We start from the raw sequence: 14020 nt of genomic DNA, 5'->3' as shown, positions 1-14020 counted from the left end.
ATTTTTGGGACTCTTTTTTGTACAAAAAAACACCACTGCTACACAATGATGTCTCAACAACGGAAGACATGGGATTCGAACCCACGCACGCTTTTACACGCCTACCGCGTTTCCAACACGGCCTCTTAAGCCTCTTGAGTAATCTTCCATGAATAAAAATATGGAGCCGGTGGGAGTCGAACCCACGTCCAAACACCTGCCAGCATATTTGTCTACAACCATAGGTTATGTCTTAGTTTAACAGCTACATGACACATAACTCAAGCCCTGTACCTGCGAGTCTATCAATCTCTTATCTAACCCCTAGACAAAGCTAGATCGTATCTCGCTAAAATTAAGACCTGTCATCAAACACGAGCGATTCGAATCGGGTCACGCCTGCTGGTGTTTAGGCAGCTAAAGCGTAAGAATTATTATTTTTTGCAGTTATATTTAACTGGCGTTTTACATCCGCTAGATGAGTTGCAAAATATGCCTCATAATGCCTGTCGAATCCGTAACGACCCCAAAACGAATACAATTAGTATATCAAAATGTAGCCAAAAATGCAAAAGAAAAAAATTGAACAAGAAGGCTTCCACCGGGAAGCTCCTTGCTCAATTAACTGTTTTTATTGAAGATTCAACTTATATTTGCTGATATAATGAATGGTGAAGTACATAGAAACAATCTTAATGACTTCATAGATGAGACCTGGAATGAAGTTAGGTCCAAATTCATCAATATTTCCATAAACCAATGCAGACCCAACAGCATATGAATCTTTTAATGGATTGACTGCTGTACCGATGATACTTAAAACAATGCACAAGAGAAAGAAAAACAGAATAGCCTTAAATCCACGACGGTTTTGGAAGAGTTGGCCAAGTGCGATCGATACATAAAATAGGAAGATCCCTGAAGCTGTGGTAAAAATCCACCAAACGATAATCCAATAAGCAATAGAATGACTAAAAGCCTCAGAGATAATACTAAATACAGGAGAGATGTCTTGTCCAATGACAGCACCCATCACAATAATTGTGATAAAACCACTAAAAAATAGAAGGAATAGGCAGTAAAGACTCGCTACTAAAGCTCCCACAAATTTAGACAAAATGATCGCATGCGGGCTAGCTGGAAGGGTCCAGGTCAAGTAGCCTTCACGTCCGTATAAGTTGGAATAGAAACGACGGATAATAATATAGTAGTTACTAAGATAAAGGCCAATGACTCCTCCAAAAATGAGAATCCCAAGAGTCCCCGTTATAATTTGCATACTATTGGTTTCCATATCCACAAAACCGTTTGTAGCACTTCCACCAATAACACCTGTAATCACTGACAAACCTAGTGCGATCAGGGTGATCAATAAATACCACTTAGCTGTCGATTTGAATTCATATTTTAATAATTTACCAAACATGGGTTCCTCCTAATAAACACGGAATTGATCACGGAAGATCTCATCGATTGATTTTCCGTGTTGATTGCGCATAACAGTCGTATTTTCATGCAAGAGGATTCTTCCTTGGTTGATGAAAATGGCCTCATCCAAAACTTGCTCAATATCAGCAATCAAGTGAGTAGAAATCAAGACAGAAGAGTTTGGACGTCGGTTTTGAATAATGGTCCGCAAAATATAATCACGCGCTGCTGGGTCGACCCCACCGATTGGTTCATCAAGGACATACAAGTCAGCTTCACGACTCATCACCAAAATCAATTGTACTTTTTCCTTGTTCCCTTTTGAAAGGCTGTTCAATTTTTGATTTGGATGCAAATGCAAATCGTTGAGCAATTGGTAAGCTCGTTGGACATTAAAATCTGAATAAAAATCTTGGAAATAGCTAATAGCATCACTAATTTTTATATTTTCACTCAGATAAGTTGTATCTGGCAAATAGGAAACCACTTTTTTAGAAGCTGGGGATGGTAATTGCCCATGAATATAGATATTTCCAAGGCTTGGTTGCAACAAACCATTAATCAATTTAATGATGGTTGTTTTCCCGCTACCATTGGGACCCAAAAGGCCAATAATACGGCCAGGTTGGATGTTCAAACTAACATCCATGAGAGCAACTTCATGCCCATAATTCTTTGTCACATGGTCCAAGTAGACCAAAGGATACTGATTCATGTAAATCTCCTTTATTTTCTATTTATGCTATTATACCTTGTCCCCTTGATGATTGCAACTTTATCTGAAAATTTGCAAAGAATTTGTAAATGCTTGTTCAAAAAAAGGGATACAAACAAATCAGAGGTTAGGGTTTCCCTAACCTCTGATTTGTTTTGATGCATAGAAAGTTTAACTAATTCCAAGTGCTATCCGCGCATAGCGGCTCATCTTTTCAACCGTCCAAGCAGGGTACCAGACCAACTTCACATCCACAGATGTCACTTCTTCTACTTCTGCTAAAACATCATGAATCTGATCTGTCAGAAGATCCGCTAATGGACATCCCATGGTCGTTAGCGTCATATCAATAACGGTCGCTCCAGTTTCACCATCAAAATGGATCTCGTAAACAAGACCTAAATTAACAATGTCAATCCCAAGCTCAGGATCGATTACCTCTTCCAAAGCATTTAAGATTTTATTTTTAATTTCTTCAATTTGCTCAGTTGTATATGCCATATGACACTTCCTTTTTTTGTTATGTTACTCTCGATAGAATTGCTTAGCTCGGGTTAAAAAGATCCACAGGATCTTTTTAATCCTCAATAAAATCACGCAATGGTTTGCTTCTGCTTGGGTGGCGGAGTTTGCGGAGGGCTTTGGCTTCGATCTGACGGATCCGTTCACGGGTCACGTTGAAGACTTTACCCACATCTTCCAAGGTCCGCATTTTTCCATCATCCAAACCGAAACGTAAACGAAGTACGTTTTCTTCCCGGTCTGTCAGGGTATCGAGGACTTCATCTAATTGTTCACGTAGAACCACACGAGTGGTGTAGTCTACTGGATTTTCAATCACTTCATCTTCGATGAAATCTCCCAAATGGCTATCGTCTTCTTCCCCGATTGGCGTTTCCAAAGAAACAGGCTCTTGGGCAATCTTCAAGATTTCGCGCACCTTATCAGGCGTCATATCCATGCGTTCAGCGATTTGTTCAGGCGTTGGATCTTGTCCCAATTCTTGCAAGAGATTGCGTTGTTCACGAACCAACTTGTTAATGGTTTCCACCATGTGAACAGGGATCCGAATGGTCCGTGCTTGGTCTGCAATGGCACGAGTGATAGCCTGACGAATCCACCAAGTCGCATAGGTAGAGAACTTGAACCCTTTGGTATAGTCAAACTTATCAACGGCCTTCATCAAGCCCATATTTCCTTCTTGGATCAAATCCAAAAATTGCATTCCACGACCAACGTAACGTTTCGCAATGGATACAACCAAACGAAGGTTGGCTTCTGCAAGACGTTGCTTAGCTTCCAAATCACCTTGTTCCACTAAGATAGCCAATTCTTGTTCTTCTTCATTGGTCAAAAGAGGAACAACCCCAATTTCTTTCAAGTACATCCGTACTGGGTCGTTGACCTTGGCAGAGTTGCTTCCAAGCAATTCCTCATCTGACAATTCTGGCTCTTCTTCATTGTTCAACACACGCGCACTTGGGTTGCCGTCTTTATCAGTGATCGAAATCCCTGCATCTTGAATGCGTTGCAAAAGGTCTTCAATCCCATCTGCATCTAGCGTGAATGGAATAACCAATTGGTCATTAATTTCATCATCTGTTGCAGTTCCGCTTTTCTTGTGGCTGCGAATAAATTCTGCAATTTGAACGTCCAATGTTGTAATATCTTTTTGTTCTTTAGCCATTCCTACTCCATTCTTCTTTTTTGAGCGATTAAACGCTCGAGTTCCAATAAAGCTTTTTCCGCATCCCCTATTGAGGAAGCTTCCTTCACTTTATTTCCAATTTGTTGACTTTCTTTGCGAAGAAGCTCACGATTCCGTGTCGCTTCTACTTCTTCTAACTCACCATCTGCTATCTCATCTGGTAAATCTTCTTCTAACATGCGGTACCAGGCGTGCTGGACCCCTTCAGGCTGCTCAGATAAATCCTGAGAGGTGACTTCTCCATTTTGACAGAGCAATTGATACAAGATCTGTAACTCCGGCGTGTCAAAGGCAAAATCAGGTCGCAACCGGTAATCATTGAGCACCATTGGAAAATCCTTCATCCTACTTAACAAATGATTTTCTGCCTTGATCAAGCGCGTCATCCCACGATTCGGCAAGAGCTCTACTGAAAAATTCGACGTTTTTGATCGCCCACCATCTTGCGCTTCTTGCCGTTGATGCAAACGACTATTATTGACAATCTGCTCAATCTGCAAGTAATCAAAGTCCGGCAATAAATCGGCCAACTTATAAATATAGGTGTTTTGCGCTGTAATAGAACGCGTCTGGGCGATCATCGGTGCCAACTTTTCGACAAACTCAATTTGCGCCTGCAAGTTCTCAATATACTGGGGTTTCCAGTAGTGCATCAAGAATTCAACCTTACTGATCCGAGAATTCTTCAAGAGGGTAGCTAGATCTTCTGGGGACGTCTTTTTGAGGTACTCATCAGGGTCCATCTGATCTGGGATACGGACGATCTCCAACTCCAGATCCTGCAAGACATCCAAGGCCTTAGCGGTTGCTTCAAGTCCCGCCTTATCCCCATCATAGGTCAAAATGACCTTTTTGGTAAAATGAGACAGGTGCTGGACGTGCTCTGGTGTCAAGGCTGTCCCCATAGAGGCGACTGCATTTTCAATCCCAGCTCGATAAGCCGCAATGACATCCATAAAGCCTTCCATGATATACATTTCATGTTGCTTTTTGGCGCTCGTCTTAGCTTGATCCAAATGATAAAGTTCATAACTCTTATTAAATAGACGGGTACTACGACTATTCTTGTACTTGGCTTGATGACTGCCATCTTCCGTCAGTTTCCACAGCCTACCAGAAAAAGCAATGACACGTCCGCTATCATCAGTCAAGGGAAACATGATCCGATCCTGAAAGGCATCAAAAACCGTTCCAGCATCTGAAATTGTAAACAAACCCGAATCGGTAATCACTTTCTCAGAGAACTTCTCAGAGAGATTTCGATAGAGATAATTCCCTTCTGCTGGGGCTAAGCCTAATTGAAAATGTCGGATGACCTCATCCGTCAGTCCACGTTCATGCAGATAATTTCGCGCTTCTTCTCCCATCTTTGTCGTCATCAGAATCGCCTGGTAGAATTTACTGGCTTCCTGATGAATCTCATAAAGTTCTTGGTTGGGATTGATAGACGCTGATTGGGCAGGTCTTGCCTGGTACTGAATCGCAATACCCGCTTTTTCTGCTACGATCTGAACCGCATCCATAAAAGCGACTCCACGGTATTCCTCAATAAACTTAAAGACATCTCCCGAGCGACCACATCCGAAACAATGGTAAAACTGCTTGTCTTCAACGACATTAAAAGAAGGAGTCTTTTCACCATGAAAAGGACAGAGCCCTAAAAAATTACGGCCAGCCTTGGTCAAAGAAACAACTTCTCCAATAACTTCAACAATGTTTACACTGTTTTTAATTTCTGCAATCAGCTCTTTATCAACCATAAACAGTGCCTCCATTTTACCATAGATTATCACTTTATATTTTATACTAAAAGTTAGTAAAAGTAAATTTTTTCCTACCGATTTCACACATAAAAGAAAAGATTTTCAACCTTTATCACTAATTTTAAAAAAATGAGGCATATTCCTTGTCAGTCGAATATTTTTCCGTTATACTATCATAGTAAAAATTATTATGAAAGGACATATTTAGGATATGTTAAAAGATTTGAAAGCTTTTCTCCTTCGTGGGAATATTGTTGACCTTGCTGTAGCAGTCGTTATCGGAGCTGCATTTGGAGCTATCGTAACATCACTTGTTAACGATATCATCACTCCACTTATTTTGAAACCAGCTATGAAAGCTGCTGGTGTTGAAAAGATTGCTCAATTGTCATGGAACGGTGTTGCATACGGTAGCTTCTTGAGCGCTGTGATCAACTTCCTTGTTGTTGGTACTGTTCTTTTCTTCGTAGTGAAAGCTGCTGAAAAAGCTCAAAACCTTGGTAAAAAAGAAGAAGCTGTCGAAGAAGAAGCTCCAGCTCCTACTCAAGAAGAGTTGCTTGCTGAAATCCGCGACTTGCTTGCAAACAAATAATCAGATAAAAAGATCCGATCTTCTAGTTAGAAGGTCGGTTTTTTTGTCTTTGATGGATGAGAAAAAACAAAAAACAGACCGAAGTCTGTTTCTGTATTCAATTAGAATTTTTTACGTTTACGAGCTGCTTCTGATTTACGTTTACGTTTTACAGAAGGTTTTTCATAGAATTCACGTTTGCGTGTTTCTTGAAGAGTACCAGCTTTAGTAACCGCACGTTTGAAACGACGAAGAGCATCGTCAAGAGATTCATTCTTACGTACTACTGTTTTTGACATATTTTTCACTCCCTTCAAGCCTAAAATCTTAATTATTTTATCATACTTTAAAGGTGCTGTCAAGATCTTTTGAAACTTTTCTAGCCTTCCTAGCCTTCATGCCATTTCTTTTTTCAGACTTTTTCATTCTTCCTATTTTATGATACAATGGAAACATAGAAAACCCTGAAGGAGATACCATGTCAGAAATTTATGATATTACGATTGTTGGGGGCGGACCAGTTGGTCTGTTTGCTGCTTTTTATGGCAATATGCGCCAAGTTAAAGTCAAACTGATTGATTCCTTACCTCAACTTGGAGGGCAACCAGCCATTCTCTATCCAGAAAAAAATATCCTCGATGTACCCGGTTTTACCAATTTAACAGGTGAAGAATTAATTGACCGCTTGATCGAGCAAGTCAAACGATTCGATACACCGATCTTCCTCAATGAAACTGTAGAGGATATTCAAAAAGAGGGTGACCTCTTCATTATCACTACTTCTCGCCAAGTGCATCAGTCTAAAGCAGTCATCATTGCCATGGGTGGCGGTGCCTTTAAACCACGTGCTCTTGATATCGAGGGGGCTGATACCTTTGATAACGTCCACTATCACGTATCAAACATCCAACAATATGAAGGACAGCAGGTGACCGTCCTTGGTGGTGGAGACTCTGCTGTAGACTGGGCTCTTGCTTTTGACAAGATTGCTCCAACTACGATCATTCATCGTCGGGATAACTTCCGTGCTTTAGAACATAGTGTAGAAGAACTCAAACAATCTTCTGTTAGCATCAAAACACCATTTGTTCCTAGCCGCTTGATTGGTGAAAATGGTCATGCCACTCATCTTGAAATCACAAAAGTTAAAACCGATGAAACCGAACTCATTCCGATTGATCACTTATTTGTCAACTATGGCTTTAAATCTTCAATCGGAAACTTGAAAGAATGGGGTGTAGAATTGCAACGCCATAAAATCAAGGTCAACCAAAAACAAGAAACCAGCCTTCCTGGAATTTATGCTTGTGGAGACTGCTGCTTCTATGAAGGAAAGATCGATCTCATTGCTACAGGTCTGGGAGAAGCCCCAACAGCTGTAAACAATGCCATCAACTACATCTATCCAGATAAGAAAGTCCAACCAACACACTCAACCAGTTTATAATAAAAAAGGCCTTTGGCCTTTTTTATTTATCTAAATCGTCTGCGATTTTATTAATCTTACGCAAGCGGTGATTGACGCCGCTTTTTGAAATAGGTTGTTGCAAACTATCTGCGATCTGCTGGATGGAATAATCTGGATGGTTCATCCGGATATAGGCAACCTCTTGCAGGTCACTTGGTAAACTTCCTAGACCGACCGTATCCACAATTTTACTAATATTATTAATGGTTTTCATGCTAGCTGTGACTGTTCGCTGAATGTTGGCCATCTCGGCATTATTAGCCCGATTGAGGTCATTGCGCGTCTCTCTCATGACCTTGATAGACTCAAATTCCTGCATGGCTTGCATGGCCTCTACGACAATTAGAAAATCAATAATATCTTCCGCTCGTTGCAAATAGGTTACCACTCCTTTTTTCCTCTCGATGGTTTTCGCATCTAGTAAAAATCCTTGCATGAGAAGGGCAATTCCTTCCGCGTGGTCTGTATAAACAGAATGAATTTCCAGCTGGTACTTCCCTTTTTCAGGATCTTTTATCGAACCACTCGACAGAAAAGCTCCCCGAAGATAAGCACGGCTAGCTACTTCATCTTCTAAAACACTAGCATCAATGCCTGTCTCAATCCCAAAGAAGGCATCTGCCAAATGCAAGTCAGCTAAAATTTCTTCTACCTTTTCATCCAAGAATACTGTGTAGACACGATTCTTTTTCAAATTGGTTTTTTGATGGTGGCGAATATCCGATTTGGCCTCATAAAAATGATGCAATAATTCATAGATATGGCGAGCGATTTTGGCATTTTCGGTTGTCACCGAGAGCGTCAAGCCCCCCATTGAAATTCCTAAACTTCCAGACATCTTGATAATGGCAGCCAATTCACTCTTTTCAAATCGCTTGAGAGACAATAATTCTTCTTTGACACGAACCGTAAAACTCATTTTCTCACCTGCACGATCTGCATCAACTCTTCGACTACTTTTTCACCATCATGAAAGGCTCCTCCATTGACCAACTTCAAGAAATCAGAAGAAATCACTTGGGGAACTTGCGAGTGCAGCCCCTTGAAATCGTGCTCTACCTGCACCAAGTATTCATCAAATTTGTTACTGTTCATGTAAGCTGCGGGAACCTGATTGATATTGACAAGGACCGTATCGATGAACTTCTCTCCCAAATGTTTATGGAGAACGGCAACGTGGTCACTGTCTGTGAAATGCTCGGTTTCTCCTCTTTGGGTCATGATGTTACAAACATAGGCTACCTGAGCCTTGGTTTCAAGGATGGCTTTCCCAATCTCATCGATCATCAAATTTGGAAGGATCGAGGTAAAGAGCGAACCAGGACCTAAGACGACCATATCACTTTCAAGAATAGCTTCCACCACTTTCTTACTAGCCTTTGGCCGCTCTTGATCGAAGGTATTGGTCACATAGACATGATCAATCATGCCGGTGTAGTTGGCAATGTGGCTTTCTCCTACCACTTCTTTTCCATCTTGAAAGACGGCATGAAGGGTCAAAGGACTATCACTGGAAGGATAGATCTTGCCGGTCGTATGAAAGAACTTGGTCAACAACTGCATGGCATTATAGGTCGAGCCTTGCATCTCTGAAATCCCTGCAATGATCAAGTTTCCCAAAGGGTGTCCGGCCAAAGGGCCATCATCGTCTGCAAAACGGTATTGAAAGACCTTCTCATAAAAACGAGGCATATCTGACATGGCAACCAGCACATTTCGAAGATCTCCAGGTGGTGTCAATTTTTGGATGTTCTTCCGCAATTCACCTGAACTCCCACCATCATCTGCAACGGTTACAATAGCAGTAATATCGACCGGTTTCTTTCTCAGACTATCGAGAATAACAGAAATCCCTGTTCCTCCTCCAATAACGGTTACTTTAGGTTTTCTCATGAGCGATTCACCGTTTCTTTCCGTCTGTCCTTGTCTCTATGACTGCAATTGACCTGCCAATTTTTTTCTAAATCATGCGCTAAGCGCTCTGCAAAGGCTACTGAACGGTGTTGCCCACCGGTACAGCCCATAGCGATGGTGAGAACGGATTTACCCTCCCGTTTATAAGACGGTAAAATAGGAACGATCAGGTCATGGAGGTGACGATAAAAGTCCTCTGATTCAGGGTGATCCATGACGTAATCATAGACAGCTGGATCTTGACCGGTTAAATTCCGAAGTTCCAATTTGTAGTAGGGGTTTGGAAGGAAACGCACGTCAAAGACAAGGTCAGCATCGATCGGAAGGCCATATTTAAACCCAAATGACATGACCTCAACCCGAAAATCTGGCTGATTATCTTGACTGGCAAATTGTTCTGCGATGGTTTTTCTCAGATTACGAGGCGTCAACTCAGTCGTATCCACCACATTTTGACTGATATTTTTTAAAGGGGATAAGAGTTCGCGCTCTAAGGTAATCCCATCTAAGACACGACCATCTGCCGCTAGTGGATGGCTGCGACGGGTTTCCTTGTATCGTGCTACCAACTCACTATCAGTGGCATCCAAGAACAAGACCTTGAAATCGAGGTCTTCTTGGTTGTCCAATTCATCCAAAATAGTGCGAATTTCATTGAAAAAAGAACGGCTCCGCATGTCCACAACAACGGCTAATTTATTGTTATCCGGGCTATGACGCATGAGCTCAATAAATTTCAGCAAGAGCGCCGGTGGCATATTATCGATGGTAAAGTAACCCAAATCCTCAAACGATTGGATGGCGACGGTCTTTCCAGCACCGCTCATCCCGGTTACCATGACCAGTTGAATCTTACTTTCTGTCATTTTCTCCTCCCATAAATAAAACAGAGTGGCCTACAGTTTCCTGCTCTCCACTCTGTCTTTTTGTCTTTGAATGGTTATTAGGCTTTGATTTCCGCAATAACTTCAATTTCAACCTTCACATCACGTGGCAGGCGTGCTACTTCAACAGCAGATCGAGATGGAAACTCTGTAGTAAAGACTGTTTTATAGACCTCATTAAAAGGTACAAAGTCATTCATATCACTTAAGAAACAAGTGGTTTTCACCACGTGGTCAAAGTCTGTCCCAGCCTCTTCCAAAATAGCCCCAATATTCTTTAAGACTTGTTCTGTTTGTTCTTGGATGGTTTCGCCAATGATTTCGCCTGTTTCAGGTGACAAGGGAACTTGTCCACTTGCAAAGAGAAGATTGCCTACGATTTTCCCTTGAACATAAGGTCCAATTGCTGCGGGTGCTTTATCTGTATGAATTGTTTTTGCCATAGTATTCTCCAAGTCTATTTACTTCTGCTGGTTTTCTTTTGCTAATTTTTCTCTTTGTAAGCGCAATTTCCGCTTAGGATTTAGCGTATTAAAGAGTTCTTCTAGTTTTTCAGCATTCCAAACATCGGCTGCTGAAACAAAATTTCCATTTTCATCTCGAAAAGATATTGGTTTATCTCCCACTGAAAAAGCCTCACTTCTTATTTGGAATCCTTGATCCACTCGGGATCTATCCTAATCCACAAACTCAAATTCAAATTTACCGATCCGGACGATATCGCCATCTTTTGCCCCACGCGCACGGAGAGCTTCATCAACACCCATGCCACGCAATTGACGAGCAAATTTCATGACCGCTTCATCACGATCGAAATTCGTCATATTGAAGAGTTTTTCAAGTTTTTCACCAGACAAGACCCAAGCAGCATCGTCATCCCGACTGATGTCAAAGGCTGGCTGGTCTTCATCAAAGCCATAGTAGACTTCTTCTTGGGCCATTTCGTCTTCTGAATACAAGAGGAATTCTGGCGTTTTGTCTAACAATTCTGCTGTTGCTTCTAACAAGTTGTCCAAACCTTGATGCGCCAAACTAGAGATCGGAAAGATCTGTGGCAGTTCATCAAACTCATCATAATTGGCCGCCAATTTCTTCTTGAATTCTTTCAAGTTTTCTTGGCTTTCTGGCATATCCATCTTATTTGCCACGATAATCTGAGGACGTTCCATCAAACGAAGATTATAGGTTTCAAGCTCTTTATTGATTTGAACATAATCTTCGTAAGGGTCGCGTCCTTCACTGGCTGACATATCAATAACATGCAAGATAACCCGGGTGCGCTCAATGTGACGAAGGAACTGGGTTCCGAGTCCGACACCTTGGCTAGCTCCTTCAATCAATCCAGGAAGGTCTGCGACTGCAAAGGATTCACCTGACGGCGTCCGAACCATGCCCAAGTTTGGAACGATGGTTGTGAAATGATAAGCTCCAATCTTTGGTTTGGCTGAAGTGATGACACTAAGAAGGGTTGATTTCCCTACTGATGGGAAGCCAACCAAACCAACGTCTGCCAAGACCTTGAGCTCTAATTCGAGTTCGCGTTCCTGACCAGGTTCCCCGTTCTCAGAAATCTCTGGAGCTGGATTCTTAGGAGTAGCAAAACGAATATTTCCACGTCCGCCACGGCCACCGTGGGCGACAATGTACTCTTGTCCATTTTCAACTAGGTCTGTAATGACCTTGCCAGTCTCAGCATCTCGGACGGTCGTCCCTTGAGGGACTCGTACATAGAGATCTTCTGCTCCCCGTCCGTGCATCCCTTTGGTCATTCCTTTTTCCCCATTTTGGGCTTTGAAATGCCGGTTATAACGGAAGTCCATCAAGGTACGCAAGCCTTCGTCTACTACGAAGATGACATTGCCACCACGGCCTCCATCACCACCCCAAGGTCCGCCATTAGGGACATATTTTTCGCGACGAAAAGCCACCATGCCATCGCCGCCATTTCCAGCCTTGACCTTAATCTTGGCTGTATCTAAAAACATACTCATAAATAGATGATTTCCTTTATTTCTGTGTGCGTCTTAGTAAGAAAGAGCACCAATTGCGGTTGCAAAGATTGCACCTACCGTTACAATCAACATAATCACAATGACCACCATCGTGATCATTTCAAATGGTGTTTTTTTACGTTTTCCGTTATCTCCAAAAGCCACTTCTAATACCTCGATTACTATAAATTCATTAGCCCTATTTTACCACGAAATAGGGGATTTTTCAAATCGAGCCTACACAAAAAGACCAGACAAATGTCTGATCTTTCATGGATCATTTTAAGAATCTTTTCTTACACGTAAAACACCAACTGATAGAACTGCTAGGAAGACACCCATGACAAGAACCACCGGTGTCATCTTTTCACCTGTACTTGGAAGAACTTTTTTCTTACCAGGTTTTGGAGCTTCTTCTTTAACAGAAGATGAAGATGATTTCAATGAAGAACTTGATGTAGAGGTTGAGTTCGATGTAGAACCAGAACTCGATGAACTTGACGAATAACTAGAACTCGATGAAGAGCTAGAACTTGATGAAGAACTAGAACTCGTTGAGGAGGTTGAGCTAGGTGTCGGTGGAGTTTGTTCTTTCTCACCCAATCCTTCGCCAGATCCTGTTTCCAATCGCACTTCACGGGTTAAACTACGCGGTGCTGGGAAATTGGTTGCCTTCCATGTTAATGTATTATGGACAATATCACCGACTTTAGTTCCAGGAGCTACTTTTGTAGAATATTCAATATACATTGGCCAATTGTAATTATCACCAAATTCAATCGTAAAACCAGTGGTCTTGCCATCTGCATTCTTATCGAAAACAGCTTTTTTAGTAAAGTTATCCAGAACTGGGAGACTCAAGATCTGAGCTTCGTTCTTGATCCCACCTGCTACAGGAGCATAGCGAACCGCACGCAAGCTACCTTCAACCAGAGTTAAACCATCTCCAAATTGGTCTTTAATGACCATTCCACGGAGGATATCTTGACGGGCATTTAAGAGAATACGCCATTTAACAATGGTCGGATCAGACTTATCTTGATAGCCGTATTTCATCTCGTATTCTCCAGCTTCCCCATCTGTCTTTTCATAATTCAATGAAAAATCTGTATTTCCTAGTTTAAACTGGATTGGAGATGTTTTTGTAACTACTTCTGAATCGACTTTTACATCAAAACGAAGAGCAACTCGTTTGTTGAGTGGATGAGATGCGAAATAATCATTAAAGGTGACGGTCACTGTTTTCTTAGCTGTATCAACGACAGCTTTCCCCACCGTCTGACCATTTGATTGACCTTCCTCAAGAACATTGAATTCCAACGCTGTGTAGAGGGTTAATTCTTTTGGTAAGCTAAGTGTTAAAGTATCACCAGCTTGAATGGCTTGCGAATCTGGAAACGCTAAATAAATACTTGCTGACAATTTTTCATTTGTCAACACCTTGCTCCCATTTGTTAGCGTGTTACCGTCTTTCGTTAGACGTGCTGTCTGTGTATATGATGAGACTTCTGCAGCATGAATTGTTTTAGTCAAACCAGCTGTGAATAGAATCGTTAGCACTAAGGCAAGTGCCCATACAATTTGACGAACCTGTTTCAT

The 14020-nt window shown here is 41.7% G+C and carries 16 protein-coding genes, 1 tRNA gene and 1 other RNA gene; 2 read left to right on the top strand and 16 right to left on the bottom strand.

Going from position 1 to position 14020, the window contains the following annotated elements:
• Window positions 1–60: 60 nt before the first annotated feature.
• From ACESR9_RS02660 to dnaG, 7 genes are all read right to left on the bottom strand, one after another.
• Window positions 61–148 (bottom strand) — tRNA-Ser (locus tag ACESR9_RS02660).
• A gap of 10 nt (window positions 149–158) precedes the next feature.
• Window positions 159–507: a transfer-messenger RNA gene (gene ssrA / locus ACESR9_RS02655) on the bottom strand.
• Window positions 508–610: 103 nt separating this feature from the next.
• On the bottom strand, window positions 611–1405 hold the full coding sequence (locus tag ACESR9_RS02650) for a hypothetical protein (RefSeq protein WP_373105417.1): 795 nt from the start codon (window positions 1403–1405) through the stop codon (window positions 611–613).
• A gap of 9 nt (window positions 1406–1414) precedes the next feature.
• Window positions 1415–2122: an ABC transporter ATP-binding protein gene (locus ACESR9_RS02645; protein WP_118228334.1), complete on the bottom strand. Its 708-nt coding sequence runs from the start codon at window positions 2120–2122 to the stop codon at window positions 1415–1417.
• A 171-nt stretch (window positions 2123–2293) separates the two neighbouring features.
• Window positions 2294–2623 (bottom strand): metal-sulfur cluster assembly factor, encoded by a 330-nt coding sequence (locus tag ACESR9_RS02640; RefSeq protein ID WP_049486316.1) that lies wholly within the window; start codon window positions 2621–2623, stop codon window positions 2294–2296.
• A 76-nt stretch (window positions 2624–2699) separates the two neighbouring features.
• The gene (gene rpoD / locus ACESR9_RS02635; protein WP_003003251.1) at window positions 2700–3809 is read right to left on the bottom strand and encodes an RNA polymerase sigma factor RpoD; all 1110 of its coding nucleotides are present in this window, start codon (window positions 3807–3809) and stop codon (window positions 2700–2702) included.
• Window positions 3810–3811: 2 nt separating this feature from the next.
• On the bottom strand, window positions 3812–5590 hold the full coding sequence (gene dnaG, locus ACESR9_RS02630; RefSeq protein WP_373105413.1) for a DNA primase: 1779 nt from the start codon (window positions 5588–5590) through the stop codon (window positions 3812–3814).
• Window positions 5591–5804: 214 nt separating this feature from the next.
• Here dnaG and mscL point away from each other — a divergent pair, with 214 nt between their 5' ends.
• Window positions 5805–6185 carry a large conductance mechanosensitive channel protein MscL gene (mscL, locus tag ACESR9_RS02625; RefSeq protein WP_373105411.1) on the top strand — a complete coding sequence of 127 codons (381 nt, stop codon included), beginning with the start codon at window positions 5805–5807 and terminating at the stop codon, window positions 6183–6185.
• A 101-nt stretch (window positions 6186–6286) separates the two neighbouring features.
• Here mscL and rpsU read toward each other — a convergent pair whose 3' ends face one another.
• Window positions 6287–6463 carry a 30S ribosomal protein S21 gene (rpsU, locus tag ACESR9_RS02620; protein WP_000048054.1) on the bottom strand — a complete coding sequence of 59 codons (177 nt, stop codon included), beginning with the start codon at window positions 6461–6463 and terminating at the stop codon, window positions 6287–6289.
• 179 nt (window positions 6464–6642) lie between these two features.
• On the opposite strand from rpsU, the gene ACESR9_RS02615 reads away from it, so the two are divergent.
• The gene (locus ACESR9_RS02615; protein WP_373105408.1) at window positions 6643–7611 is read left to right on the top strand and encodes an NAD(P)/FAD-dependent oxidoreductase; all 969 of its coding nucleotides are present in this window, start codon (window positions 6643–6645) and stop codon (window positions 7609–7611) included.
• Window positions 7612–7633: 22 nt separating this feature from the next.
• Here the strand turns inward: ACESR9_RS02615 and whiA are convergent, their stop codons facing one another.
• The 8 genes from whiA to ACESR9_RS02575 form a co-directional block, all read right to left on the bottom strand.
• Window positions 7634–8551, bottom strand: a complete 918-nt coding sequence (gene whiA, locus ACESR9_RS02610) for a DNA-binding protein WhiA (RefSeq protein WP_003006525.1) — start codon at window positions 8549–8551, stop codon at window positions 7634–7636.
• On the bottom strand, window positions 8548–9525 hold the full coding sequence (locus ACESR9_RS02605) for a YvcK family protein (RefSeq protein WP_003017791.1): 978 nt from the start codon (window positions 9523–9525) through the stop codon (window positions 8548–8550). The genes whiA and ACESR9_RS02605 overlap by 4 nt, the downstream gene beginning before the upstream one ends.
• Window positions 9522–10412 carry an RNase adapter RapZ gene (gene rapZ / locus ACESR9_RS02600; RefSeq protein ID WP_009732574.1) on the bottom strand — a complete coding sequence of 297 codons (891 nt, stop codon included), beginning with the start codon at window positions 10410–10412 and terminating at the stop codon, window positions 9522–9524. Before rapZ ends, ACESR9_RS02605 begins: the two co-directional genes overlap by 4 nt.
• Before the next feature lie 77 nt (window positions 10413–10489).
• Entirely contained in the window at window positions 10490–10873 is a 384-nt protein-coding gene (locus ACESR9_RS02595; protein ID WP_373105406.1) for a RidA family protein, read from the bottom strand.
• A gap of 18 nt (window positions 10874–10891) precedes the next feature.
• A complete protein-coding gene (locus ACESR9_RS02590; RefSeq protein WP_061455439.1) occupies window positions 10892–11095 on the bottom strand; it encodes a hypothetical protein in 204 nt (67 codons plus the stop codon).
• A 12-nt stretch (window positions 11096–11107) separates the two neighbouring features.
• Window positions 11108–12421 carry a GTPase ObgE gene (gene obgE, locus ACESR9_RS02585; RefSeq protein WP_023917726.1) on the bottom strand — a complete coding sequence of 438 codons (1314 nt, stop codon included), beginning with the start codon at window positions 12419–12421 and terminating at the stop codon, window positions 11108–11110.
• A 33-nt stretch (window positions 12422–12454) separates the two neighbouring features.
• Window positions 12455–12586, bottom strand: a complete 132-nt coding sequence (locus ACESR9_RS02580) for a DUF4044 domain-containing protein (protein WP_003011566.1) — start codon at window positions 12584–12586, stop codon at window positions 12455–12457.
• Between the two features lie 117 nt (window positions 12587–12703).
• Window positions 12704–14020 (bottom strand): Ig-like domain-containing protein, encoded by a 1317-nt coding sequence (locus tag ACESR9_RS02575; RefSeq protein ID WP_373105403.1) that lies wholly within the window; start codon window positions 14018–14020, stop codon window positions 12704–12706.

This window comes from Streptococcus parasanguinis (genome assembly GCF_964238605.1).
GTDB classification, from domain to species: domain Bacteria; phylum Bacillota; class Bacilli; order Lactobacillales; family Streptococcaceae; genus Streptococcus; species Streptococcus parasanguinis_AJ.
Note: the sequence above shows the minus strand (reverse complement) of the source record. Positions and strands in the feature narration are given on the sequence as shown.

What these genes read in the sequence shown, in the direction of transcription:
- ACESR9_RS02650 (WP_373105417.1), bottom strand. Translation starts at nt 1,405, where the DNA reads ATGTTTGGTAAATTATTAAAATATGAATTCAAATCGACAGCTAAGTGG.
- ACESR9_RS02645 (WP_118228334.1), bottom strand. Translation starts at nt 2,122, where the DNA reads ATGAATCAGTATCCTTTGGTCTACTTGGACCATGTGACAAAGAATTAT.
- ACESR9_RS02640 (WP_049486316.1), bottom strand. Translation starts at nt 2,623, where the DNA reads ATGGCATATACAACTGAGCAAATTGAAGAAATTAAAAATAAAATCTTA.
- rpoD (WP_003003251.1), bottom strand. Translation starts at nt 3,809, where the DNA reads ATGGCTAAAGAACAAAAAGATATTACAACATTGGACGTTCAAATTGCA.
- dnaG (WP_373105413.1), bottom strand. Translation starts at nt 5,590, where the DNA reads ATGGTTGATAAAGAGCTGATTGCAGAAATTAAAAACAGTGTAAACATT.
- mscL (WP_373105411.1), top strand. Translation starts at nt 5,805, where the DNA reads ATGTTAAAAGATTTGAAAGCTTTTCTCCTTCGTGGGAATATTGTTGAC.
- rpsU (WP_000048054.1), bottom strand. Translation starts at nt 6,463, where the DNA reads ATGTCAAAAACAGTAGTACGTAAGAATGAATCTCTTGACGATGCTCTT.
- ACESR9_RS02615 (WP_373105408.1), top strand. Translation starts at nt 6,643, where the DNA reads ATGTCAGAAATTTATGATATTACGATTGTTGGGGGCGGACCAGTTGGT.
- whiA (WP_003006525.1), bottom strand. Translation starts at nt 8,551, where the DNA reads ATGAGTTTTACGGTTCGTGTCAAAGAAGAATTATTGTCTCTCAAGCGA.
- ACESR9_RS02605 (WP_003017791.1), bottom strand. Translation starts at nt 9,525, where the DNA reads ATGAGAAAACCTAAAGTAACCGTTATTGGAGGAGGAACAGGGATTTCT.
- rapZ (WP_009732574.1), bottom strand. Translation starts at nt 10,412, where the DNA reads ATGACAGAAAGTAAGATTCAACTGGTCATGGTAACCGGGATGAGCGGT.
- ACESR9_RS02595 (WP_373105406.1), bottom strand. Translation starts at nt 10,873, where the DNA reads ATGGCAAAAACAATTCATACAGATAAAGCACCCGCAGCAATTGGACCT.
- obgE (WP_023917726.1), bottom strand. Translation starts at nt 12,421, where the DNA reads ATGAGTATGTTTTTAGATACAGCCAAGATTAAGGTCAAGGCTGGAAAT.
- ACESR9_RS02575 (WP_373105403.1), bottom strand. Translation starts at nt 14,020, where the DNA reads ATGAAACAGGTTCGTCAAATTGTATGGGCACTTGCCTTAGTGCTAACG.